This is a genomic window from Aestuariibacter sp. A3R04 (assembly GCF_018860805.1).
In the GTDB taxonomy this organism is placed as follows: domain Bacteria; phylum Pseudomonadota; class Gammaproteobacteria; order Enterobacterales; family Alteromonadaceae; genus Alteromonas.
In genome coordinates, this window is record NZ_JAHKQR010000018.1 from 82,949 (window position 1) to 106,656 (window position 23,708).

Here is a 23,708-nt window from a genome sequence, read left to right on the forward strand (position 1 = left end):
GCGACGGACTTTACTTCAACGTGCGCACTTTTTTGTTGATTATCTGGCAAGTTTTGAGAAGTGCTGCCAAAGGCGCAGGCTTCGCAATGAGATAACCCTGAAAATATCTGCATCCCAACCCTGTCATTTTCTGCATTTGCTCTTCGGTTTCTACCCCTTCAGCCACTACGTCATACTTACAGATATTGGCTATTGAAATGATCGCATCAACAATCACGGCGCTTTTCTTGTCATTTAACGTCCACACAAAACTGCGATCTATCTTCAATTCGTTCACTGGCATATTGAGCAAATGCTGAAGTGAAGCATGGCCAGTTCCAAAATCGTCCAGAGACAGACGAATTCCCAATTGTTTCAACGCCTGAATAGATTCAAAGCACATCGTGTTTACGTCGACGAAGAAGGTTTCCGTGATTTCCAAACAAAGGTTACTCGCATCCACATGGTATTTTTCAATGAGTCGTTTGAGTTCATCTGCGAAGCGCGTGTCCATTAATTCTTTGCTGGAAATATTAACCGACAGAGTGAAGTCTCTTTCAGGTATGGACTTGAGGGCCAAAACCGCCTGTTCCATCACCCAAAAATCAATTTCGCGGATCAGCCCGACCTTTTCAGCTACTGTAATGTACACTTCGGGAGAGAAGCCAGCCAGCGGCAGGTGGCTGCTTCTGAGTAATACTTCCGCGCCACTTATCCGTTTAGACACAACATCATATACGGGCATAAACACAATGTTGAAGGCATTTCTTTCCAATGCTATGCGCAGTTCCTGTTCGATATAGCGCGCTTGGCGATACTCTTTTTTTAATGCGGGCTCGTAGACTGTATAGCTGGGTTCTGAATCTAAAATTGCATCGATGGCGATGGTGCTTTGGGACAACACCTCATCAATATTCATTCCGGGCATCCCTCTGGCAATTCCCAGCTTTACATCCAACCGTAAATGCCCCAGAGATGAGAAATCTACCCCCCGCTGTGACGCCGAAACCAACCTGGCGAAAAAGGCTTCGTTGCAATCGTCCATCACCATTAGTAAATTTTCGTCTTGCTTTTTAACCAGTATCGGTCCGTGCTTTTCCCCTTGAGAAAAAGGTTTAAAGGTTGAGTGAATTAGTTCCAGTACCGTTTCTCTGGAGAATTCTCGCTGCAAAGCGGCAAAGTTTCTTATCCGAATATTGACTAGGGTTAAGGGCTGTTTCAGAGGATCGGGGTAGCGCCGCTTAAACCCACGAAGGTTTAACATGTCGAATTCAGCATCATAGTCAGCTAACGTCCGCCACCTGGCCAACTCCCGGTTCTTTACCCACAGATAGTGAATCAAAAAACAGAGGATCAGCACTGGCCAGCTAAAGGAAAGTAATGTGTGCACAAACGACGGTGAAATGAGAAAGCTCACGAATGACAATTCGTGAATATGCAAAATATAGGTACCTGGGGTACTGATCACATTACCTGCAAAATTCACCGAAACATGGGAAACTGAAGAGAGATCAGTACCAGCGGCTGCAAATGGTACGTCAAACTGTCTTACCCACCACTGATCGGTGATTACCCGATCAAGAGAAAGCCGTTGAGGCCCCCCTGGTGAAAACCTCACGGATTGAAAACGGGTTGTGCTTAAATCTTCTTCGTTGTAATCCAGATCATTGCGCAAGGAGCGAAAGGTTAGCTTTAACGGCAGATTTACCTCGACACCAACTGTTTCCACCCCAGCGTTCACACTTATATAGGCCAGATTATCCAAATGAACAAAGATGTCTGTGCCTTCTTGACTTCTTAGGTCAAACTGCAACCCACATAAATTATTGGCGCGAATACTACTGATAGCGCAGTCCAAAATAACGCCCTGACGCTCATCGAACTCAAACAAACTTTCTTTTCTATAACCTGTGACATCTATGCCCGAATACGCTCTCAACACGTTCAATTCGTTTTTGTTAAAAGAGGAATGAGAAAACATCATCAAAGCCAATGAGCACAAAGCCACCGCGAGAAACACGTGTTTGTATATGTGTAACGACAATCTGCTTAATAGTAAGGCCGGCGGCATGATTTTTTTGCATGTCCTGGTTCGTAATACATTGGTTAAACCAATAGAATATTGGCTACTATCGACGATTGTATCGCTCCGTCCATACAAATAGGTATAAACCTTTATAACTGCTTATTGTCCCCTATCATTCGCAGTAGACTTTTGTCTAGGCAACGCCAGCTATCCCGTGGGATACAGCCTTTTCAGCAGAATTTAAGCACAGGCAAAAAGTTGATGTCGCGCAAAACCAAACCGCAATACCAAAGACGGTTCAAGATAACATTGATTGCAAACTATGCCAGCAACAGTATTTGACACTGCTTAATAATAGGAATTAATAGTATTTGAGAAGAGTGATATTGAGAGTTATTTTTAAATGGTGCCCAGGGGCGGACTTGAACCGCCACGACCGTTAGGTCACTAGCACCTGAAGCTAGCGTGTCTACCAATTTCACCACCTGGGCTAACAAGAACAATTCGGGTCGGTACCCTGCCTTGTTGTGGGAGCGCAATTTACGGGTTATCGTTGGTTTTGTCAATTCCCTGCATCACTTTTTTTCCATTTTTCTATAATCAACTGCGCGAGTGTGTAACAAATCGCCAAATCTAATCGCCTTGCTGCCATTAAGAGCGTGATTTTGTGCAATCCATAGCTGTAACGTAGCCATGGCATCATCCAAGGCGTTATGTGCCGGTGCAGCCGGTAACCCCAAACGTTGCCGACATACCGACAAGGTAGCGCTATTGGGCGGTAGAATTTGGTGGTACTTTTTTAATTGATAGACCGCAAGCTTCAGTGTATCAATGAACATCACTGGCGGGCAGTGAATACCCGTATCAGCAAACACCCGCTGCAATATGGATAAATCGAGGTTTGCATTGTGGAACACCCAAATATGTGTGTCGGCGTACGTTTTTAAGCGTTTTAATACATCACGCACGTGTTTTCCTCCGGCAATGTGCTCCTGGATGAGGCCGTGGATAACCGGGCTCTGCGCGAAATCACCTGAGGCTCTAACCACAGAATAAAAGCAACTATCCAGATTAATGGTATTTCCCAGCCCTTCCACCCAGCCCACTGACGTTACTTTCGCTTTTGCGCTGTCCAGTGAGGTTAGCTCTAGATCTATCGCTAACAGAGGCGCCTCATGTATCAGGCGCTCCGCTTTGTCAGCCGGTATTCTGTTGAATAGCCCCAAACACTGTCTTAACACGGCAAGCACGTTAACTCATCCCACCGGAAAAATGCATCACGGCCCCCTGCTGCGCCCGCTCAATGGCCTTAAAAGCCGCTTTCAATTGGTGCTTTTCGATAGATGATAAATCGGAAACGCGAACGCGATTATCGGTAACCTTGTTTGTCAATTGGTGACGCCAGCGCAATCGGTTCAAAAACAACCAAATATCGCGAAGATTCTGTGCATCTTTGGTTGATAACCCTGCCCCCGCTGGTAAAGCGGCCAGACGGGATAGTGTGGCAGGAACAGTCAGCCCACTCGCCAAGGCATATATGCGGGCTAAATTGTTGATAACTGCTACCGCTTTGACCTTTAAGTCAATCGTATCTTTATGCTCATAGCCTTTCTCGTATACAAACTTCTGAAACATGGACAAGGGCACAGACACATCGTTGTTGTGCCTGGCAAGTGCGGCGAGAAAGATCTTCTGCTTCAATACAGGAGCGCGCAAACGCTGCAGACAGTGAAATAAATCAGTATCGCCAGCAGCACAGCGCGCATCGAGGAATATGTTAAAGTGCATTATGGCAGCGGGAGTGGGCTGTCTTACCCATTCCTTTGCTTCTCCTTCTGCTTGCTTTAACGACAGGCGCAATGCGGGGTTAGACGCCATAATATTACCATCGCACAACTTAATGCCACACTTTGCCAAACCGTTGCACACATAGGCTGACAAGGCTTCAAAATACTGGCCCTCAGCATGGTCAGGCATGGTTTCCAGCAACAAACCGTTATCCTGATCCGACCCCATGGTTTGATCTTCTCTCGCTTGAGAACCATAGACAACCCAACTGAATTTTATCGGTGCCGGACCGTGTTCGCGCTGATAAAAATATATGAGCTTTCTGGTCATGATGTCCGTTGCCTGGGAAAGCACTTTCCCGGCAATATCAAAATCGCCTAATCGTTTGGCGTGAGTGGCAAAGTAATGGGGCATCTGCCAAGACAAGCGCGTCAACTCATACAAATTATCTGCTTTGGCCAACTCGCCAATGATGAAGAGTACGTTTCCACGTTGATGTCTGACCACGTCAGACGTCGTGATCATACCAAGGGGTTTTCTGCTATTGCGATCCACTACCGGTAAATGATGTATATTTCGCTCTGTCATCAATGCCATGGCATCAAACATGGTGCGATACTGATGCAACATGGCAGGTGTACGGGTCATGATGGTGTGCACTGGCAAAGTGATATCTGTTGCCTTCGCGACGACCCGGTTGCGCAAATCTCTGTCGGTGACAATCCCTACCAGTTTATCGTTCCGGGTTATCAAGAGCGAAGATACCTTGTTTTGTGCCATAACGTTCGCGGCATCGCGAATGGTTACATTCTGAGATGCCTGAACCGGCGTACCGGCAATAACGTCATTGAGGGCTTTATACAACCACATTGAATTTGAATCATTCACAGCCTGATTTTGTAACGCATCTGCACGGGAACCGTGAAAAAAATCGTTAACCGCCGGAAGATCCATAGCCCGCTTAAATGCCTCTGCAGTAAAGCAAAACACCAGTCCGGGTTTATCCACTTTTACCGTCAGTGGATAAGAGATATTGTCGATCAACTGATGATAGCCAAAATAGTCACCTTCACTGAGATGACGTTCTCCCTCTTCTGAATCCCTGACGGAAAACTGCCCGTTTTGAATAAGAAAAAGCCTGCCGGCATTTTCCTCTAGCAAAGTGTCTTGGTTTTCCTCAGTGAGATATATCAGTGAGGCGTACTTAGCTAAGTCACTCATATCGGCGTCACTTAACTGGTCAAATGGTGCCGACGTTTTGAGAAAATCCGTCACCTGCTGTGGTAGTACGCTCATGGTAACCCCCTTCACAACCTTTTCGTTACCGGGACAAAAAGAGTGTAGTCAATTCCTTCTTCGACCTGCAAACGACAAGAGGCTCATCGCTGGGATAAGCCTCTATTTCAGGTATTGTTATCAGGCGATGTTAGTGCGCTGACGCCTCACCTGACCCTTTGGGATAGCGAATATCTTCAACCATTTGCTGAATCTCTTCTGGTGCTTCACCTGTCATTTTGAAAACGGCAAAAGCAACCAGGAAGTTTACAACCATGCCCAACGTACCAATACCTTCAGGTGAAATACCAAACCACCAGTTGTCAGGCGTGTTAGCCGCTGGATTGACAAACTTGAAGTAAATAATGTAGGCAGCGGTGAATGCTATACCGGCAATCATGCCTGATACAGCGCCGGTTCCGTTCATCCGTTTACTAAAGATCCCCATAATAATTGCTGGGAAGAAGCTCGATGCCGCCAAGCCAAAGGCAAAGGCAACCACCTGAGCCACGAAACCAGGCGGGTTAATGCCAAAGTATCCGGCAATGACAATAGCAACACCGGCCGCCAACCGTGCGTAAAACAACTCAGCTTTATCGGTAATGTTGGGTGCAAAGTTTCGCTTCAGCAAATCGTGAGACACCGACGTGGAGATTACCAACAATAACCCCGCTGAAGTTGACAGGGCTGCAGCAACACCGCCGGCAGCAACTAATGCGATAACCCACCCTGGTAAATTAGCAATTTCTGGGTTCGCCAACACCATGATATCGCGGTCGACATTGACTTCATTTCTGCTGTTAGGGTCATCAATACTACCCGCCGCATAGAACATTTTACCGTCATTGTTTTTGTCTTTAATGGTAATAAGACCGGTTTTCTCCCAATTCTTAATCCATTCCGGACGTTGGGAAATTTCAGTTCCGGCCATATCCGGCCCATTGATGGTTTCTATCATGTTCACGCGGCCAAATGACGCCAGTGCTGGTGCCGTCGTATATAAAATGGCGATAAACAACAACGCCCAGCCTGCAGACTTACGGGCATCACGTACTTTCGGTACAGTGAAGAAGCGCACGATAACATGGGGTAAACCAGCGGTTCCGACCATTAGGGCAAAGGTGATAAAGAAGACGTCAATTGTACTCTTCGAGCCATTGGTATATTCATTAAATCCAAGCTCAACGGAGAGGTTATCCAGCTTTTCAAGCATGTATACACCTGAACCGTCGGCCAATGTTGCACCGAAGGCCGTTTGCGGCAATATGTGCCCGGTCACCATCATAGAGATAAACACAACGGGAACAAGATAAGCGAAAATCAGTACACAATACTGCGCCACCTGAGTGTAAGTAATCCCCTTCATACCGCCTAAAACGGTATAAAAGAACACAATGGCCATACCAATAACCACACCGGTTACAATATCAACTTCAAGAAAACGACTGAATACAACACCTACACCGCGCATCTGCCCGGCAACATAGGTAAAGCAAACAAAGATGGCACAAAACACGGCAACCGTTCGCGCCGTTTGTGAATAGTAGCGGTCACCGATGAAATCCGGTACAGTGAATTTACCAAATTTTCTCAGGTATGGGGCAAGGCATAAGGCTAGTAAAACATAACCTCCGGTCCAACCCATGAGGTAAACGGCGCCGTCATATCCCATAAAAGAGATCAAACCCGCCATAGAAATGAATGACGCAGCCGACATCCAGTCAGCAGCCGTTGCCATGCCGTTCATAATAGGCGGAACGCCACCGCCGGCTACGTAGAAATCGTTGGTTGAACCAGCGCGGGCCCAAATTGCTATGCCAATGTATAATGCGAAAGAAGCACCAACAATGATAAAGGTTAATAATTGAACGTCCATGGCTTACTCCTCGTCTACACCGTATTTTTTGTCCAGTGCATTCATTTTCGCCATGTAGACAAAAATCAGCGCAACAAACACGTAAATTGAGCCTTGCTGTGCAAACCAGAAACCCAACTTAAAACCAAAGAATTGAATCGTGTTAAGTGCGTCGACAAATAAAATGCCAGCTCCAAACGAAACAATAAACCAGACCACCAACAATTTGGCGAGGAGGGAAAGGTTTTCCTTCCAGTATGCCTTTTTGTCGTCTTCATTTTTAAATGCCATCTTTCCGTCCTCTTATCAGGTTAAGCAGATGTTTTTTTTACATTTGTATAACGACTGTTTTTTTACCGTTTTTTTCATTAAAACGATGCATTCGTTTATTGATGAAAAACGCGCAAAAACCTGCCGAGACTTATTTTTCCTCTACTCTAGACGGGGTAAGGCAATCGAGAAATGAGACCATGGTCGTAGGTCAAGAAATAATCAAGCAGATATAATACACACAAACTTGTTAAGGGAATGTATATAAAATAATGACTTTTGCATGGGTTTCACTGGCACTGCTTTATCTATTCACCCTGTTTTATATTGCCAGTTGGGGGGATAAAAATTCGCCCACCGCCAGGTGGCTAACCTCGCACCCTGCCATCTACTCTTTAGCACTGGCTATTTATTGTACCGCCTGGACATTTTTTGGCGCTGTGGGGCAGGCAAGTCGGGACACCTGGATTTATCTGCCAATTTTACTCGGTCCGGTATTAGTTTATGTTCTTGGGTACCGGTTCATCTATAAGCTCACGTTGGTCAGTAAAAAACAGCATATCAACACCATTGCCGACTTTATTGCTTCTCGCTATGGCAAACGTCAGGGGGTTGCTTTGTTGGTAACCATTATTGCGTTGCTGGCCACTATTCCCTACATCGCCCTGCAACTGAAGGCCATCGGCTCTACCTTTCAGCTTTTAACACAACAGCCGAACAGTCATTTCATCATCATTGTTGCCACCAGCTTCATTGCCATTTTTGCTATTTATTTCGGCACAAAGCAAACTGATGTTACCGAATACCGACGCGGCCTCATGCTGGCCATTTCCTTCGAATCAACGATAAAATTAATCGCCTTGGTACTGGTTGCCTTTGTTGGCTACGCTGCATGGCAAGCGATGGAAAACCCAGCCCAGTACAACCACTTTTTTACCCAGCAAGCACTGTCTCAGTTTGGCTCCTATTCCTTCGTGGCACAAACGGTGATGGCTGCCGCTGCCGTAGTGTGCCTGCCCCGGCAATTTCACGTTGCCATTATTGACAACCTAAGTCTCGGTCATCTGAAAACTGCACGATGGTTATTTCCGCTCTATTTGGTGATAACAGCAGCAGTTATTCCTGTTATTGCCATTGCCGGAAATGCGATTTTTGCCGGGCAAAATGTGGAACCCGACACTTATGTGCTTTCCATGGCCATATATTCAGATTCACTGATTATTCAGATTATTGTGTTTGCCGGAGGCCTTTCAGCCGCAACGGCAATGATCATTGTTGCCACGCTAACATTGAGTACCATGCTCACCAACGATGTTATTCTTCCGCGGGTTTTACTGTTCAAGCCTGGCGGCCCCCGGCACGCCGATTACGGCAGACGCATTCGACTCATACGCCGCATTGTCATCGGGCTTATTCTGTTACTGGCATTCCTATACCACCAGCAAATGACAAACAGCCGCTCACTGCACTCCATCGGTTTGATTGCCTTTTCATTGGTCATTCAGTTAATTCCTGCCGTAGTGGGCGGCCTCTATTGGAAACGAGCCCACGCCAATGGTGTATATGCAGGCCTGGTCACCGGCTTGTTCACCTGGGTTTTGTGGCTAATTCTTCCCCTGATTAACGGTGCTCCCACTACCGCGGTGCAGAGTGAACAAATCAGTCAGGGTGCACTGTTAAGCCTGGGAATGAATTTCATTGCCTATGTTGGGTTTTCTGTTTTTGCCCCAGCCAGACTGGTAGACAGAATTCAGGCAGAAGCCTTCGTTTCTCCTACGGATGTGAGAAACGGTACCGTTCGCCGGAACAATACCCATGTGACGGTAGAAGACCTCATTACTCTGTTGTCGACATTTATGGGCAAGGGGCGCTGTGAACAGCTAGTTGAAGAATATCAGCACCTCAATCACTGCCAGGTGGCAAGAACAGACATCCCGGATGACGGATTCCTAGCATTCGCTGAACGGGCACTAGGCGGGGTAATTGGCGCTGCCAGCGCAAAGGCGCTTATTGATTCTATTTTGAAAGGGAAAAAGCTGGATTTTACCGAAATCATCAACTTCTTTGATGATACCACCCAGGCCATGCAATTCAACATGACCGCCTTGTTGACGTCGTTGGAAAACATGGATCAGGGGATTAGCGTTATCGACAAACACCTCAACTTAGTGGCCTGGAACAAACGTTACTCCGCGCTTTACAATTATCCGGAAGGGATGCTCGCTGTCGGCACGCCAATAGAAAAACTGGTGCGCTACAACGCGCAGCAAGGCGAATTTGGACCTGGCGATCCGGAAAAACAAATAGAAAAACGGCTCGAACACTTGCGCTCGGGCACCCCTCATCGCTTTACCCGGCAACGCAATGACGGACGGGTAATTGAAATGGTCGGCAACCCGCTGCCCGGCGGAGGCTTCGTGACGAGTTTTAACGACATCACCGGCCACATCGAAATTCAACAAGCCCTGGAAGAGTCGAATGTGGACCTGGAAGCCCGAATTAAAAAGCGAACAGAAGAAGTTCACTCCATTAATGCCGAGCTAAGGCTCGAAATTGAACGACGATCGGAAGCGGAAAAAGAACTTATTCGGGCCAGAAAAGCAGCAGAAGATGCCAATGCCAGTAAAACGCGATTTCTCGCCCTCGCCAGTCACGATGTATTGCAACCCCTCAACGCGGCAAAGTTGTATGTTACCGCTCTGCAAGAGGCAGGGTTATCCGGCCCAGTCAATGATATAGTAACGAAGTTGGCCCATTCAGTTTCATCCAGTGAAGCCCTTATCGGCACACTCTTAGACATAGCCCGTTTGGACCAGGGCGAGCTGAAGCCATCCATTGAAGCCATACATGTACCTACGTTGCTCAGCCCGTTGGTGGATGAAATGGGCATGCAGGCAGAGGAAAAAGGGCTGCAAATGCGCACGCGTATAAGAGATTGCTGGGTACTGGCGGATAAAACATTTCTCTACAGAATCGTACAAAATTTGCTATCAAACGCGGTGAAATATACCGATAGTGGTAAGGTTCTGCTTTCTGTCAGACCTAAAAAAGATCGCGTTTTCGTAGAAGTCAGGGACACCGGCATTGGTATTTCCGAAGAGCAGCAAGGCATGATATTCAGTGACTTCTATCGCACCCATGATTCTGCAGAACACGGTGTTGGCCTCGGCCTTGGCGTTGTGCGAAGGTTAGGCCAGCAAATGCAGAGCAAGATTTCGGTGTCATCTATGCCCGGAAGGGGAAGTTGTTTTACCCTGGAAATAGGCAAAGCCGCTACTCGTCGCCAGGCGCTTCAGGAAACGCCTTCTAAGACGTCATCATTCATGGGCCTTCGGGTACTGTGTGTTGATGACCAGCAGGAAAACCTTGATGCGCTGCAAACACTACTGGAGAAATGGGGTGTTACTGTGGTGCTGGCAAGCAATTGGGATGACGCGTTAAAGCAAGCCGACATCTTTGCGCCGCAAATATTACTCATGGACTACCAGCTTGATGCAGACAAAAATGGATTGGATCTCATTGAAGCGATCCGTCAACACTTAAATATAGTGGTACCGGCGTCGCTGGTAACGGCAAACCACGAAGACGAGCTCATCGCCCGGTGTAAGGAGCAAGGTGTAAATTACCTGACTAAACCACTCAAACCGGCCAAACTGCGGGCGCTACTACAAAGTCTTTCGCGCCACATCAAAGACGGGAAGAAAAGCTGATCTAAGGAGCTGGCTTTTCTTTTTCTTCTGATTCAGTCGGGTGTTGTGGTGGTAAAGAATTATTTGCAGTGACTTTCCCCAAGGTTCCCCACTTCCCCTTGGGGTTTATCAGAACGGGGCGGGTTAATATCAAATTATTCGGATAGAGCACGGTTTCTCTATCCTGGGTTACTAACCGGGTATTAAACAGGTTGATGTCGGCGATGTACCCTTCAATAAAGTTATCACCGTCCAGTATGCGCACATAATTACCCCGACGATAGGTTACGCTGGTAAGTAAAATAAAGTATGCCGTGACGTTACTAATAAGCGACCAGTTGGCAAACAACGCCACGCCCAGCAATGTGAGAATTGACGTGGACAGGACTAACAACCCTGAGACATCCACGCCCCACACCAAGAGAATAAGTGCCAGCGCGATAGTGCCGCTTAATATACGGGCGGTAAAGAGTCCTTTCATCGCGCTTGATGATTTAAGTTTGCTCTTCTCTACGTTTTTTTCAAGACGAGGAATGGCAAAGCGGGTCATAATGAGATAGAGAAGCAGCATCGCCACCGTCCAGATGACATTCGTCTGATACTCGATGAACCAAGCGCTAGTTTGTTGCAGCCACTGCATGAAAACACCCTGAAAAATAATAGACAGTTACGAGAAATAAGTGGGAATATTTACGCGCCAGAAAAAAGAAATCTTCCTGAACAGACCTGCATAATATAATATCCATTCATACCTCAGTTTGTCACGTTTTTAACGCAGTCGTGACAGCGAATTCACTTGTTAAGGTCTATTGCCGTTATGCGTATTGCTATCCTGTCCCGCAATCCCAAGCTCTACTCCACACGCCGACTTAAAGAAGCCGGCCTTGAGAAAGGTCACGACGTTGACATTATCGACACAATGCATTGTTACATGGACATCACCAGTGCCAAACCTTCAGTGCGTTATAAAGGTAAACGACTGCCTTTCTACGACGCAGTTATTCCGCGAATTGGCGCGTCGGTGAGCTTTTACGGTACTTCGGTGGTTCGCCAATTTGAAATGATGGGGACATACAGCATTAACGAGTCAGTGGCAATTAGCCGCTCAAGAGACAAATTGCGCTCTCTACAGTTGCTCTCTCGCAAAGGTATAGGCATGCCGAGAACCGGCTTTGCACATCACCCGGATAAAATAGACGACCTAATTAAAAACGTAGGCGGTGCCCCCGTTGTTATCAAGCTACTTGAAGGAACCCAAGGTATTGGCGTGGTTTTGGCTGATACACAAAAAGCCGCAGAATCAATTATTGAAGCTTTTATGGGCTTAAATGCCAGTATTTTAGTGCAGGAATACATCAAAGAAGCCGGCGGATCAGACATTCGCTGCTTCGTGGTAGGAGATAAAGTGGTTGCTGCAATGAAACGACAAGCTGCACCCGGCGAGTTTCGTTCTAACCTGCACCGCGGTGGCTCTGCCAGTCTCACCCGCTTGTCGCCTGAAGAACGCAAGACCGCTGTCGCCGCGGCCAAAACCATGGGATTAAACTGCTGTGGTGTTGACATATTGCGCTCGAACAATGGCCCCGTGGTGATGGAAGTAAATTCTTCACCAGGCCTGGAAGGTATCGAAACCGCTACGAAGAAAGACGTTGCAGGCATGATCATCGATTTTATCGCTAAGTCAGCGAAGCCCTACAACACCCGCACCAGAGGCAAAGGGTAATGGCAAACCAGCCTGTTGAGATTGGTGGCCAGCGTATACTCCCCGGCGAAACTAAACAGATAAAGCTGGAAATGCCGCCGTTGTATACCTCAACGAACATGAGTATTCCCGTTTATGTTAAATGCGGTAAGCGCGCAGGGCCAACACTTTTTGTCTCAGCGGCCATCCACGGGGACGAACTCAATGGCATTGAGATAGTCGGCCGACTCATTCACGCCAAAGCCATTGAAAAGCTACGTGGCACGTTAATCGCGGTTCCTATGGTAAATGTATACGGCGTACTCAACCAGTCGCGCTACCTGCCTGATCGCCGTGATTTAAACCGCAGTTTTCCAGGCAGCAGAAAAGGTTCATTAGCCGGGCGCCTTGCAAACCTGTTTTTTAAAGAAATCGTCACCAAATGTGATTTCGGCATCGATCTTCACACTGGGGCCATTCACCGCAGCAACCTGCCGCAAATCCGTGCAGATCTCGATGACGAAGACGTACTGGAAATGGCCAAGGCATTTGGAGTACCAGTTTTGTTAAACGCCGATTTGCGCGATGGCAGTTTACGACAGGCCGCTAGTGAAGCCGGGGTGAAAATACTCTTGTACGAAGCAGGGCAAGCACTTCGCTACGACGAATTTTCTATTCGCGCGGGTGTAAGGGGAATCATCAACACCATGCGCCACGTCGGTATGCTCAACAAAAGCCGCGCCAAAGGCCACGATATACAACGCTTTATTGCCCGCGAAAGTGGCTGGGTCCGGGCGCCAGAAAGTGGTTTTGTCCGGCACTTAGCGCAATTGGGTGATCACGTGGAAAAAGGTGACCGGCTCGCCACTATTTCAGATCCCTTTGGTGAAATTCTAGCGACGATGTACAGCCCGATGCACGGCGTGATAGTGGGGAAACAAAATATTCCACTGGCGCAGGAAGGCGAAGCAATTTACCACATCGGCTATTTTAACAAACCAGATTCTGTTGCAGAGCACGTAGAGCTGTTACAGGACAACCTGGTGCCTGATGAACCCGGCTTGCCCGGCCCCTGAGGAGACGCTATGCAAGAGCAGAAAAAGCGATTAATTGGTGCATTGGAATATTGCGATTTGCCCGAGTTAGCCATTAACGATCTCACCATTCGCGTAGATACCGGTGCAGCTACCTCATCGCTGCACGTGGATAATATCGACGAATTTGAAAGGGATGGGCGGTTGTGGGTGAGTTTCGATATTCATCCTGACATCCATAACGTAGACAGTATTGTGAGACGGGAAGCCCAAGTAGTCGCGCAAAAGAAAGTAAAGAGTTCAACGGCCACTCTGGAACGCCGCTACGTGATTGATACTGAAATTGTCATGTGCGAAGAAACCTGGCGCATTCAGCTCACCCTTACCGATCGCAGGGAAATGACATACCTGATGCTATTTGGTCGTGAGGCGATGAACGGTCGGTTTATTGTTGACCCCGAGCACGAATTTCTGCTCACGCAAAAACGCGCCTGGCCATGACGTAACTGAGAGTATTAACTACCACAAGCAGACCGCCTATTTGGGCGGTTCCAACTCCAGCTGAGAAGCAATAAGCACAGCCTGTGTGCGGTTATTAATACCGAGTTTTTTGAAAATCGCCGTCACATGGGCTTTTACTGTTGCTTCTGCAATATCAAGATTGTAGCCGATTTGTTTGTTCAACAAGCCATCGCGCATGTAGCACAGCACTTTGTATTGAGATGGGGTAAGGGAAGCAATACGATCGGCCAGCTGAGAAAAGCTATCGTCCACTTCTTCTATCTTTTCACTTACCGATTCCGGCAACCAGATATCACCATCGAGAATAGACTGTACTGCGTTGGCAATATCACCGGAGCTTGCTGTTTTAGGAATAAAACCAAGAGCCCCAACACTGACAATTTTAGAGATAATTCCCGCATCTTCTGTGCCGGATACAACAGCCACAGGAAGTTCGGGATAGAGCTTGCGAATATGCAACAAACCGAACAAGTCATTGCTGCCCGGCATGTGCAAATCCAATAACAACAAATCGATATCTTCTTTTTCAAGAATATCCACTGTTGTGTTGAGGTCACCGGCCTCGCGCAGCACCAGGTCGGGCAAGGTTAACGATAACGCTCCCCTTAAGGCATCCCGGTATAGCGGATGGTCGTCAGCAATCAACAACGTTATCATTTCATTCCCTATTTATTTGTTTAGGCGCTCCTCTATGAGTGTATCAACTACGGAGGGATCCGCCAACGTTGATGTGTCACCGAGTTGCTCGTGCTCATTAGCCGCTATCTTACGCAAAATACGGCGCATGATTTTGCCCGAACGGGTTTTAGGCAGACCGGTTGACCACTGAATCATATCCGGTGTGGCAATGGGACTCAGCTCTTGTCGCACCCACGCACGGAGTTCTTTGGTAAGTGCTTCGTCAGGAACCACGCCTTCATTAGGCGTGACGTAAACATAAATCCCCTGGCCTTTGATATCATGGGGAAAGCCCACCACAGCGGCTTCAGCCACCTTAGGATGCGCCACCAGTGCACTTTCTATTTCTGCCGTGCCCAAGCGATGCCCGGATACATTTAACACGTCATCAACCCTGCCGGTTATCCAGTAGTAGCCGTCCTCGTCGCGTTTTGCACCATCACCGGTGAAGTACACCCCTTTGTAGGCACTGAAATATGTACTGATAAAGCGGTCGTGATCGCCATACACTGTTCTTGCTTGGCTAGGCCAGCTGTCTTTTATAACCAAGTTACCTTCTGCAACACCCTCTAGTTCATTGCCTTCAGCGTCGAACAGCGCAGGCTGAATACCAAAGAACGGGCGTGTTGCAGAACCCGGTTTAAGCGGCGTTGCTCCAGGCATTGGCGTGATCATCAAACCACCGGTTTCTGTTTGCCACCAAGTATCCATAATAGGACAACGGCTTTCCCCTAGCACTCTATAGTACCATTCCCAAGCTTCCGGGTTTATGGGTTCACCGACAGAGCCCAGTATCCGCAAGGACGATAAATCACAGCCTTCTGCGGGCTTGTCACCATGGGCCATGAGCGCGCGAATAGCAGTAGGCGCAGTATACAGGCTATTTACCTTGTATTTTTCCACCACTTGCGCAATTCTTCTGACATCAGGGTACGTTGGCACACCCTCAAAAAATACCTGGGACGCCCCGTTAATAAGTGGACCATATACCATGTAACTGTGCCCGGTGATCCAACCCACATCAGCGGTACACCAATAAACATCGTCTTCGCGATAATCAAAAGCGTATTTAAATGTCATGGAGGTGTACAAGAGGTAACCTCCGGTGGTGTGGACTACGCCTTTTGGCGTTCCCGTCGACCCAGAGGTATAGAGGATAAACAGCGGATCCTCAGCGTTCATGACCTCGGGCTCGCACTGCGCACTGCAATCTTCGATCAGAGCGTCCCACCACACGTCGATTGCGTCGTTAAACGCTACATCACCGGCCGTGAGTTTATGCACAACAACAGCACTAACTGAGGGGCAAGCGCCATCGGCCAGGGCTTTATCAACATTGAGTTTCAATGGCACATGACGCCCGGCCCGGCGTCCTTCATCACAGGTAATAACCACTTTCGCTTTACTGTCGTTAATTCGATCTGCAATGGCGTTGGGTGAAAAACCACCGAATATAACTGAGTGAACCGCACCAATCCGGGCACAGGCCAACATAGCGTAGGCAGCCTGAGGAACCATTGGCATGTAGATCGCCACGCGGTCGCCCTTCTCTACCCCGAGTTTTTTCAAACCGTTCGCCAGTTTGCATACTTCGTAATGCAGTTGCTGATAAGACACTTCTTCGCTGTCTTCCGGCGAGTCCCCCTCCCAGAACAGCGCAGTTTTTTTTGCGTTTTCTGCAAGGTGGCGGTCAATACAATTATAACTCGCGTTAATTTCGCCATCTTCAAACCATTTAATGGACACGTCATCCTTGCCAAAGTGGGTATTCTTCACTTTTGACGGCTTGGTGTACCAGTCCAGGGTACTTGCGTACTCCCCCCAAAACGCCGTTGGGTCTTCAACAGAGCGCTTGTACATTTGATCATACTGTTCTTTAGTCAAATGCGTTTGATCGAGAATATTCTGAGGGACAGGATACGTCTTACTGGCAGTCATGGATAATGCCTCCGATGTCATATGTAATTCATTAAAAACTAACTGTGAAACAGGGTAGCGCTATTAATGTAAAGCAAAATGAGACTTTGGTCTTAGCGATTTCCCCGTTTTTCAGACAGAATGCTACGACTTTAGTCTTATAGACCAACCGCTTATTTGCAATTGGTGAAATGTCAGCCAAATTAAACCTCGTTAACTCCTTTTTTACAGTTTCTTAACTTAACACAAGAATACGGGAACGATAATGACACACACATTTAAAAAATCGGCGTTGTCTCTTTCTGTTGTCGCTGCGAGCCTGATGGCAACAACAGCAATTCAGGCAGCCAGCCTGGGCAGTACTGATATCGCTTTTACCGGCTATGTTAAAGCCGATGCGATGGTCAGTAATTACTCAGAAGGCAATCTTGGGGCGGGTAGCATTGGTAGGGAGTTCTATATCCCTTCCCTGACCCCAGTCTCCGGCAACGACGAAGGCACACAATTCGACTCACATATTCGCCAATCCCGTTTTCGCTTTACATCCAACACTGAAACCCCTGAAGGCGATACAGTAACAGGAGTTCTTGAACTTGACTTCCTGGTTACTGACGGCGGCAATGAGCGTGTGAGTAACTCTTATACCCCAAGAGTCAGACACGCTTTTATTAAATATAAAAATTGGCTTGTTGGCCAAACGTGGACAACATTCATGGATGTGGGTTCGCTACCAGAGTCATTAGATTTCATCGGCACCACCGACGGCATAACCTTTGGTCGCCAAGTCATGGTGCGCTACTCCCAGGGCGGGTTTCAGTTTGCGTTGGAAAACCCGGAAACCACAATCACGCCGTTTGGCGGAGGCGGACGCATCGTAGCAGACGATAACGCGGTGCCCGACGTAATCGCCAATTACACCTGGAAGCAAGACTGGGGCTATGTAAAGGTTGCGGGCATTGTACGCCAGTTGTCCTATGACGACGGCGGTGCAATTGACGATGATGAAACCAGCTATGGCGTTCAGTTGTCAGGTAAATTCACAGTAAACAACGGCGATGATATACGCTGGACCTTTAACACGGGGGCGGGCTTGGGCCGCTATGCTGCACTCAATGCTTCCAATGGTGCTGTGATCACTGCCAACAACGAACTTGAAGCCATCGATTCCATGGGTTATTCCATTGCCTACCGGCATCTTTGGAGCGACAAAATGCGCAGCAGCATTATGTTTTCAGCCCTTGATATCGACAACGATACCAGCCTCACGGGTACAGGTGTGACTGAAAGTACCTACAGCTCCAGGGTGAACCTGCTCTACTCACCCACAAAATCATTAACTGTCGGCGCCGAGTACGCCTATGCCAAACGAGAAACCGAAGGTGGGCTGGACGGCGACATGAACCGCATTCAGGTTTCAGCGAAGTACGCGTTCTAACAATTTAATATTTCTGTAAAAACCCTGTCTTAACAGGGTTTTTTATTGAGACAGGAAAATAACTGACAGCGGCACCACAAAAAAAAGCCCAGCAATATAAGCTGCACCGTATAACTTGCGTTCTGAAGCTGCGCACGCCAAGCCATAAGACAGTCTAAGGGGGATGTTTTTGAGCAAAGGTATGCTGAATATTATCAGCACAGAAAAGAGATTAAACAGTAAATGTACCAGCGCTATCTGCATGGCAAAGCCCCCCATGGGACCGGTAATAGCTAGTGCAGCTATGAGAGCCGTGATACAGGTTCCGATATTTGCGCCAAGCGTGAAGGGGTATACGTCTTTAGCCCGCAATATTCCACTGCCAACTAAAGGCACCATGAGTGATGTGGTGGTGGAAGACGATTGTACTAATACTGTCATCACCGCGCCGGAGGCTATCCCGGAAATCGGGCCTTTACCAATACTGGTATGCAAAATTTCTTTTGCCTTCCCCACCATCAACACCTTCATGATTTTACCCATGAAGGTGATAGACAGCACAATTAACAGTACCCCGATAGCAATTTTAGCCACTCCCGGATAAACCGACGGCAAGAACATTAGTGCCTCGGTTACCCAATTAACTACGGGCTGGGTGACTGCTTTAACCGGATTAACACCGTCCATCGCCAAACCGCCATCCATATGTAGCAGAGAAACCAGGAATTCACTGCTCTTCTCCAGCACACCTGTGGCAATTTCCAAAGGCAGAAACAACAATACAGACAAAACGTTAAAAAAGTCGTGAATAGTAGCGGCGTGAAATGCACGCTTGAACTCATCTTTACGTGCCACATGGCCCAAACTAACAATGGTGTTTGTGATGCTCGTACCGATATTCGCGCCCATGATCATGGGCACGGCAATGGGAATAGGCAGGCCGCCCGCCACCATGGCCACTAATATAGAGGTGACTGTACTGGAAGACTGAATTAACGCCGTACTAACCATGCCGATGATAAGCCCCATAATCGGGTTAGAGGCAAATTCAAATAAATTCTTTGCATGGTCAGCAGTGGCAAACTTAAAACCACTGCCTATCATGGACACCGCCAGTAGCATTAGATACACCAATGCCATAAGCAATAACCAGTTTTGTGCAGAATGACGAGGCGTTCCGGCCTGTAGGACCTGTTCCGTGTTAGTGGTTGAGAGCGTCATACGATTACTCACTAGTATCAGTCGCACCAGTCTATGTCGTATTTATGACAGATCCATGACGCCCCTTAGATGCTGGTCTCGCCTTATTTTCTCCGCTTTCGTTAAAAAGGTTGCGGGTAACGCTTATATACCTCGTGAATTTGACGCAAAACCGCTTCATCCAGCGTGAGATCAAAGGCAGCAATATTTTCAGACAACTGAGACGATGTCGTCGCCCCTATAATGGTAGAAGTAACACCGGGTACCTGCTGACACCATGCTAGCGCCAACTGAGACGGAGTAATATTCGCCCGACGAGCAATTTCGACGTAACGTCGAGTGGCCTCATGAGCCAAAGACTTATCCCGGAACAACCCTTGACGCTGTATGAAAGTCCACCTTGATCCTTTTGGTCGCGCATCATCTAAGTACTTACCCGACAACAGCCCAGTGGCCAGTGGTGACCAAGGCAGGTAAGCAATATTTTCTAACTGACACATTTCAATGAGATAGGGCCAGTCTTTACCGTGAAGTAAACTAAATTCATTTTGAATTGAAACCGGTGGAGGCACATTCATTTCTTTACACAAACGCAAAAAGGTATGAATGCCCCACGGCGTATCATCTGACAGACCCCAGTGACGAATTTTACCACTGTCCAACGCCCGGCGAATACCTGCAAGTATATCTCGCATACCTGCTACTTCATCTTCCCTATGGATGTTCGACGGGTTCACTTTGCCAGGCCAGTGCTTGCCAAAATGCGGCGTAGTGCGGTTTGGCCAATGCAACTGATAAACATCCACATAATCGGTTTTCAAGCGCTGCAACGACGCTTCCAGCGCAGTAATAATGGCATCACCAGTGATGTTTCCACCGTCGCGGATCCAGCGAATTCCCGACCCGGCAATTTTGGTCATTATGACGAGCTTACTTCGCTGCGCCTGATGACGCGACAACCAGTTCCCCAGCATACGTTCTGTGTCACCACTGGTTGGTTCATTGGGAGGAACCGGATACATTTCCGCGGTATCTATAAAATTAATTCCGCTGTCCAGCGCAATACCCATTTGCGTATCGGTGTCGTTTTGATCATTTTGAATGCCCCAGGTCATGGTGCCCAGGCAGACTTCAGAAACAGATAATTCACTGCTTCCAAGGGCGGTATATTTCATGATTTTCTTGCCTTTCGTTGCGTTTCTAAGCAGAGGAAGTATTGTGCTTTTTCAGCTTGGCCTCTGCTTTCGCGAGTTTACTTTCTATTTCCCGTCTCGACTCAACCATTTCATTGGCAAGTTCAGCCAACGATTTGAATTCAGAGAATCCTAGTTTTCGGGTGTCAATTTTTTGATATTGCCTTTTGCAGCGATAAAAAAACATGACAAAGTTAGCAAAAGCACTGTGAAAGGTCGCGAAACTTTTGACCAGCAGTAATACCAGCGCGACAGACGTGCCTGCGGCAATAGAAAAACTGATTATTTTTACCTTTTTTTGCTGACTCTTAATCATAGGCTGCAAGGCAGACTCCACACTCTTAAGTTTTTCTTCCACATCATGAGCCTGCCGCCGAAACTCTCCCTGTAGACCATCATTGTGGGTCAATCCCATAGCCGAGTAGGCATCGCTCAATCGCGAAAAGGTGTTGTCGTACTTATTAACAAGCGCTAAAGCCTGAGTGTCGCTTTGCGTATTGGCAAGGTGACTAAGCTTTGCCAAGGCTTGTTTTACATCCTGGTGATGAAAGCTGTCTTTGTTGAGCAAATAACTCCGCATTGCTAGTTGCAGGCTTACCTTTAACGGATATCCGTCGTTGCCATAACTAAAAAAAGACAAGCCAGCCATAGCAGCTTCAATATCATATAACCTTCCCTGCAAACCGGATTGCGCGTACATACCCAACTGACTTTGCAATGTGACTACCTGCTGAAATAATTGCTGGTAGTCGCGCATACTTTTTGCCAACTGCCCTGTTTGCTCAACCGGCAAATCGTATTCATTCAACAGCGGAGAGAGAGCAGAGAGCTGTCGATTAAACCTCTCAGCTCTGCTGGTAAACTGATGAAAATAGGTCATTTGATGCCTAAGTAAAAAGTCTTTTTCGTGGCGTCGTAACTGCAGTAACTCCTTTTCCAGGTTCAAAAGCAAATTGTGCTGTGCCTGCAACCCAAATAACGTTGTGGTGAATAAGTGCTGATTAGCTATCATCAGCGCCATACCCAGTACACAAATTAGTGTCATCAGTAATAAACGGGATTTAATGGAATCAAATTTCATGTGCATACCAATTCGTTGGACCTGCCCAACATACCCCCAGTTTATGACCAGGGTGTTATACCAACTGCTGTGGACACAATTGAAAGCGTATTACCAAGGGATTCCCGCGGAATGGCAGACACAAAAAAAGCGGGCAAGCCCGCTTTTTCACAATGTTTTGCTTTAACTCTTCTGGCGCTTCATAGCATCAAAGAATTCGTCATTGGTTTTCGTCATCGAAAGTTTATTGATGAGGAATTCCATTGCGTCAATTTCTGACATTTCATGTACGATTTTGCGTAAAATCCACATTTTCTGCAATTCGTCCTGGCTCGTCAGCAGTTCTTCCCGACGGGTACCTGAGCGATTGAAATCGATAGCCGGGAATACCCGCTTCTCAGCAATCTTGCGGTTTAGGTGCAGCTCCATGTTACCTGTGCCCTTAAACTCTTCGTAGATAACTTCGTCCATCTTAGAACCAGTATCTATAAGTGCAGTTGCGATGATGGTTAAGCTTCCACCTTCTTCCACATTTCGGGCCGCGCCAAAGAAACGCTTGGGTTTGTGCAATGCATTAGCATCCACACCACCGGTAAGTACCTTCCCGGAGGACGGAATTACCGTGTTGTACGCACGAGCTAAACGGGTAATTGAATCGAGTAAGATAACCACGTCTTTCTTGTGCTCGACCAAGCGCTTGGCCTTTTCAATCACCATTTCTGCAACCTGGACGTGGCGGCTGGCTGGTTCGTCAAAAGTAGAAGCCACAACTTCGCCGCGAACCAGACGGTGCATTTCTGTCACCTCTTCCGGACGCTCGTCAATCAACAATACCATTAATTCACATTCTGGGTGATTAGCAGCAATAGACTGGGCGATATTTTGCAGCAACAGCGTTTTACCTGCCTTAGGAGGCGCAACAATCAAGCCGCGTTGACCTCTCCCAATGGGCGAGGCCAAATCGAGAACCCGGGCAGTGATATCCTCTGAAGAACCATTACCACGTTCCATTCGCAAGCGATCGGCGGCGTGAAGTGGGGTTAGGTTTTCGAAGAGAATCTTATTGCGGGAGTTTTCAGGCTTGTCGAAGTTAACTTCGCGAATTTTCAGCAACGCAAAATAACGTTCGCTGTCTTTTGGCGGTCTGATTTTCCCCGAAATCGTGTCGCCGGTACGAAGGTTAAACCTTCGAATCTGGCTGGGTGAAACATAAATATCATCAGGCCCTGCCAGGTAGGATGAATCTGCGGAACGCAAAAAGCCAAAGCCATCCTGTAGTATTTCGAGAACGCCGTCTCCGAATATATCCTCACCGCCCTTGGCGTGATTTTTCAGAATGGAGAAGATAATGTCTTGTTTTCTGGCTCGCGCCATGTTTTCCAGGCCCATTTCCTCGGCCAGGGCGACCAGTTCATTGATCGGCTTGTTCTTAAGTTCGGTTAAATTCATACTGGTGGGTCTTTGTGCTTGAACTTCATTTACGGGACGTTAGCCCCTGATTAAAATTAATAATTGGAATAGATGTTCGCCCAGGTTGGACGTAAGCAGTGCGCAGCTCGGCAAATGAGCTAATAGGTGAAAGTTAGCACCTTATTTCGCCAGCGTCCACTCTTTTTCCAAGATATGTTAAAAACTATTTACATTCTGCGGATAACATCCTAAACAAAAAATATAGCAGGAGATACCAGCGGGGTGCTATTCCCAATCAAAAAAACAAAAAAACTGCTGTCAAAGACAGCAGTTTCGCTATTAAAGCATGTTAACCTCAGGTCAAACAAGCATACTTACAGGTTTTCGTTCAAAAACTCTGCAAGTTGTGTTTTAGACAATGCGCCCACCTTGGTTGCGGCTACATTGCCGTTTTTGAATAACAGTAATGTTGGAATGCCACGAATGCCATATTTTGGCGGTGTTTCATTATTTTCATCGACATTCAACTTACCAACTGTTAATTTGCCTTCAAACTCGGTCGCAACTTCTTCAAGAATTGGTGCGATCATTTTACAGGGGCCACACCACTCGGCCCAAAAGTCAACTAGCACGGGGCCTTCAGCATTGATAACATCTGCTTCAAATTTGTCGTCAGTTAACTTGATAATTTTGTCGCTCATTCTTTTCTCCAATATT

The 23,708-nt window shown here is 47.4% G+C and carries 18 protein-coding genes and 1 tRNA gene; 5 read left to right on the plus strand and 14 right to left on the minus strand.

Annotated features, from left to right (window positions below; translation table 11 throughout):
• Positions 1-10 precede the first annotated feature (10 nt).
• The 6 genes from KO518_RS19595 to KO518_RS19620 form a co-directional block, all read right to left on the minus strand.
• A complete protein-coding gene (locus KO518_RS19595) occupies positions 11-2,050 on the minus strand; it encodes an EAL domain-containing protein (RefSeq protein ID WP_216027550.1) in 2,040 nt (679 codons plus the stop codon).
• A gap of 359 nt (positions 2,051-2,409) precedes the next feature.
• A tRNA-Leu gene (locus tag KO518_RS19600) sits at positions 2,410-2,496 on the minus strand.
• An 84-nt stretch (positions 2,497-2,580) separates the two neighbouring features.
• Positions 2,581-3,255 carry a 3'-5' exonuclease gene (locus KO518_RS19605; RefSeq protein ID WP_216027551.1) on the minus strand — a complete coding sequence of 225 codons (675 nt, stop codon included), beginning with the start codon at positions 3,253-3,255 and terminating at the stop codon, positions 2,581-2,583.
• Between the two features lies 1 nt (position 3,256).
• Positions 3,257-5,089 carry a putative nucleotidyltransferase substrate binding domain-containing protein gene (locus tag KO518_RS19610; RefSeq protein WP_216027552.1) on the minus strand — a complete coding sequence of 611 codons (1,833 nt, stop codon included), beginning with the start codon at positions 5,087-5,089 and terminating at the stop codon, positions 3,257-3,259.
• A gap of 130 nt (positions 5,090-5,219) precedes the next feature.
• On the minus strand, positions 5,220-6,944 hold the full coding sequence (locus KO518_RS19615) for a sodium:solute symporter family protein (protein WP_216027553.1): 1,725 nt from the start codon (positions 6,942-6,944) through the stop codon (positions 5,220-5,222).
• Between the two features lie 3 nt (positions 6,945-6,947).
• The gene (locus tag KO518_RS19620; RefSeq protein ID WP_216027554.1) at positions 6,948-7,214 is read right to left on the minus strand and encodes a DUF4212 domain-containing protein; all 267 of its coding nucleotides are present in this window, start codon (positions 7,212-7,214) and stop codon (positions 6,948-6,950) included.
• 251 nt (positions 7,215-7,465) lie between these two features.
• Between KO518_RS19620 and KO518_RS19625 the strand changes: the two genes are divergently transcribed.
• The gene (locus KO518_RS19625; protein ID WP_216027555.1) at positions 7,466-10,903 is read left to right on the plus strand and encodes a PAS-domain containing protein; all 3,438 of its coding nucleotides are present in this window, start codon (positions 7,466-7,468) and stop codon (positions 10,901-10,903) included.
• A 1-nt stretch (position 10,904) separates the two neighbouring features.
• On the opposite strand, the gene KO518_RS19630 is transcribed toward KO518_RS19625, so the two are convergent.
• On the minus strand, positions 10,905-11,522 hold the full coding sequence (locus KO518_RS19630) for a mechanosensitive ion channel family protein (RefSeq protein ID WP_216027556.1): 618 nt from the start codon (positions 11,520-11,522) through the stop codon (positions 10,905-10,907).
• A 177-nt stretch (positions 11,523-11,699) separates the two neighbouring features.
• Here KO518_RS19630 and rimK point away from each other — a divergent pair, with 177 nt between their 5' ends.
• The 3 genes from rimK to KO518_RS19645 are packed head-to-tail and all read left to right on the plus strand — an operon-like array spanning position 11,700 to position 14,098.
• Positions 11,700-12,605, plus strand: a complete 906-nt coding sequence (gene rimK, locus KO518_RS19635; protein ID WP_216027557.1) for a 30S ribosomal protein S6--L-glutamate ligase — start codon at positions 11,700-11,702, stop codon at positions 12,603-12,605.
• Positions 12,605-13,639: a succinylglutamate desuccinylase/aspartoacylase family protein gene (locus KO518_RS19640; RefSeq protein ID WP_216027558.1), complete on the plus strand. Its 1,035-nt coding sequence runs from the start codon at positions 12,605-12,607 to the stop codon at positions 13,637-13,639. The genes rimK and KO518_RS19640 overlap by 1 nt, the downstream gene beginning before the upstream one ends.
• A gap of 9 nt (positions 13,640-13,648) precedes the next feature.
• Entirely contained in the window at positions 13,649-14,098 is a 450-nt protein-coding gene (locus KO518_RS19645; protein ID WP_216027559.1) for a RimK/LysX family protein, read from the plus strand.
• 36 nt (positions 14,099-14,134) lie between these two features.
• Here the strand turns inward: KO518_RS19645 and KO518_RS19650 are convergent, their stop codons facing one another.
• Positions 14,135-14,776 (minus strand): response regulator transcription factor, encoded by a 642-nt coding sequence (locus tag KO518_RS19650; RefSeq protein ID WP_216027560.1) that lies wholly within the window; start codon positions 14,774-14,776, stop codon positions 14,135-14,137.
• Between the two features lie 12 nt (positions 14,777-14,788).
• Entirely contained in the window at positions 14,789-16,735 is a 1,947-nt protein-coding gene (acs, locus tag KO518_RS19655; RefSeq protein WP_216027590.1) for an acetate--CoA ligase, read from the minus strand.
• Between the two features lie 244 nt (positions 16,736-16,979).
• Between acs and KO518_RS19660 the strand changes: the two genes are divergently transcribed.
• On the plus strand, positions 16,980-18,149 hold the full coding sequence (locus KO518_RS19660) for a DcaP family trimeric outer membrane transporter (protein WP_216027561.1): 1,170 nt from the start codon (positions 16,980-16,982) through the stop codon (positions 18,147-18,149).
• 42 nt (positions 18,150-18,191) lie between these two features.
• On the opposite strand, the gene KO518_RS19665 is transcribed toward KO518_RS19660, so the two are convergent.
• From KO518_RS19665 to trxA, 5 genes are all read right to left on the minus strand, one after another.
• Positions 18,192-19,349 carry a Na/Pi symporter gene (locus KO518_RS19665; RefSeq protein WP_216027562.1) on the minus strand — a complete coding sequence of 386 codons (1,158 nt, stop codon included), beginning with the start codon at positions 19,347-19,349 and terminating at the stop codon, positions 18,192-18,194.
• A 101-nt stretch (positions 19,350-19,450) separates the two neighbouring features.
• Positions 19,451-20,503, minus strand: coding sequence for an aldo/keto reductase (locus KO518_RS19670; RefSeq protein ID WP_216027563.1), 1,053 nt, complete (start codon positions 20,501-20,503; stop codon positions 19,451-19,453).
• Positions 20,504-20,528: 25 nt separating this feature from the next.
• Positions 20,529-21,602: a chemotaxis protein gene (locus KO518_RS19675; protein ID WP_216027564.1), complete on the minus strand. Its 1,074-nt coding sequence runs from the start codon at positions 21,600-21,602 to the stop codon at positions 20,529-20,531.
• A 162-nt stretch (positions 21,603-21,764) separates the two neighbouring features.
• Positions 21,765-23,030 (minus strand): transcription termination factor Rho, encoded by a 1,266-nt coding sequence (gene rho, locus KO518_RS19680; RefSeq protein WP_216027565.1) that lies wholly within the window; start codon positions 23,028-23,030, stop codon positions 21,765-21,767.
• Positions 23,031-23,365: 335 nt separating this feature from the next.
• Complete coding sequence (trxA, locus tag KO518_RS19685; protein ID WP_216027566.1) at positions 23,366-23,692, minus strand: thioredoxin TrxA; 327 nt, start codon at positions 23,690-23,692, stop codon at positions 23,366-23,368.
• Between the last annotated feature and the right edge of the window lie 16 nt (positions 23,693-23,708).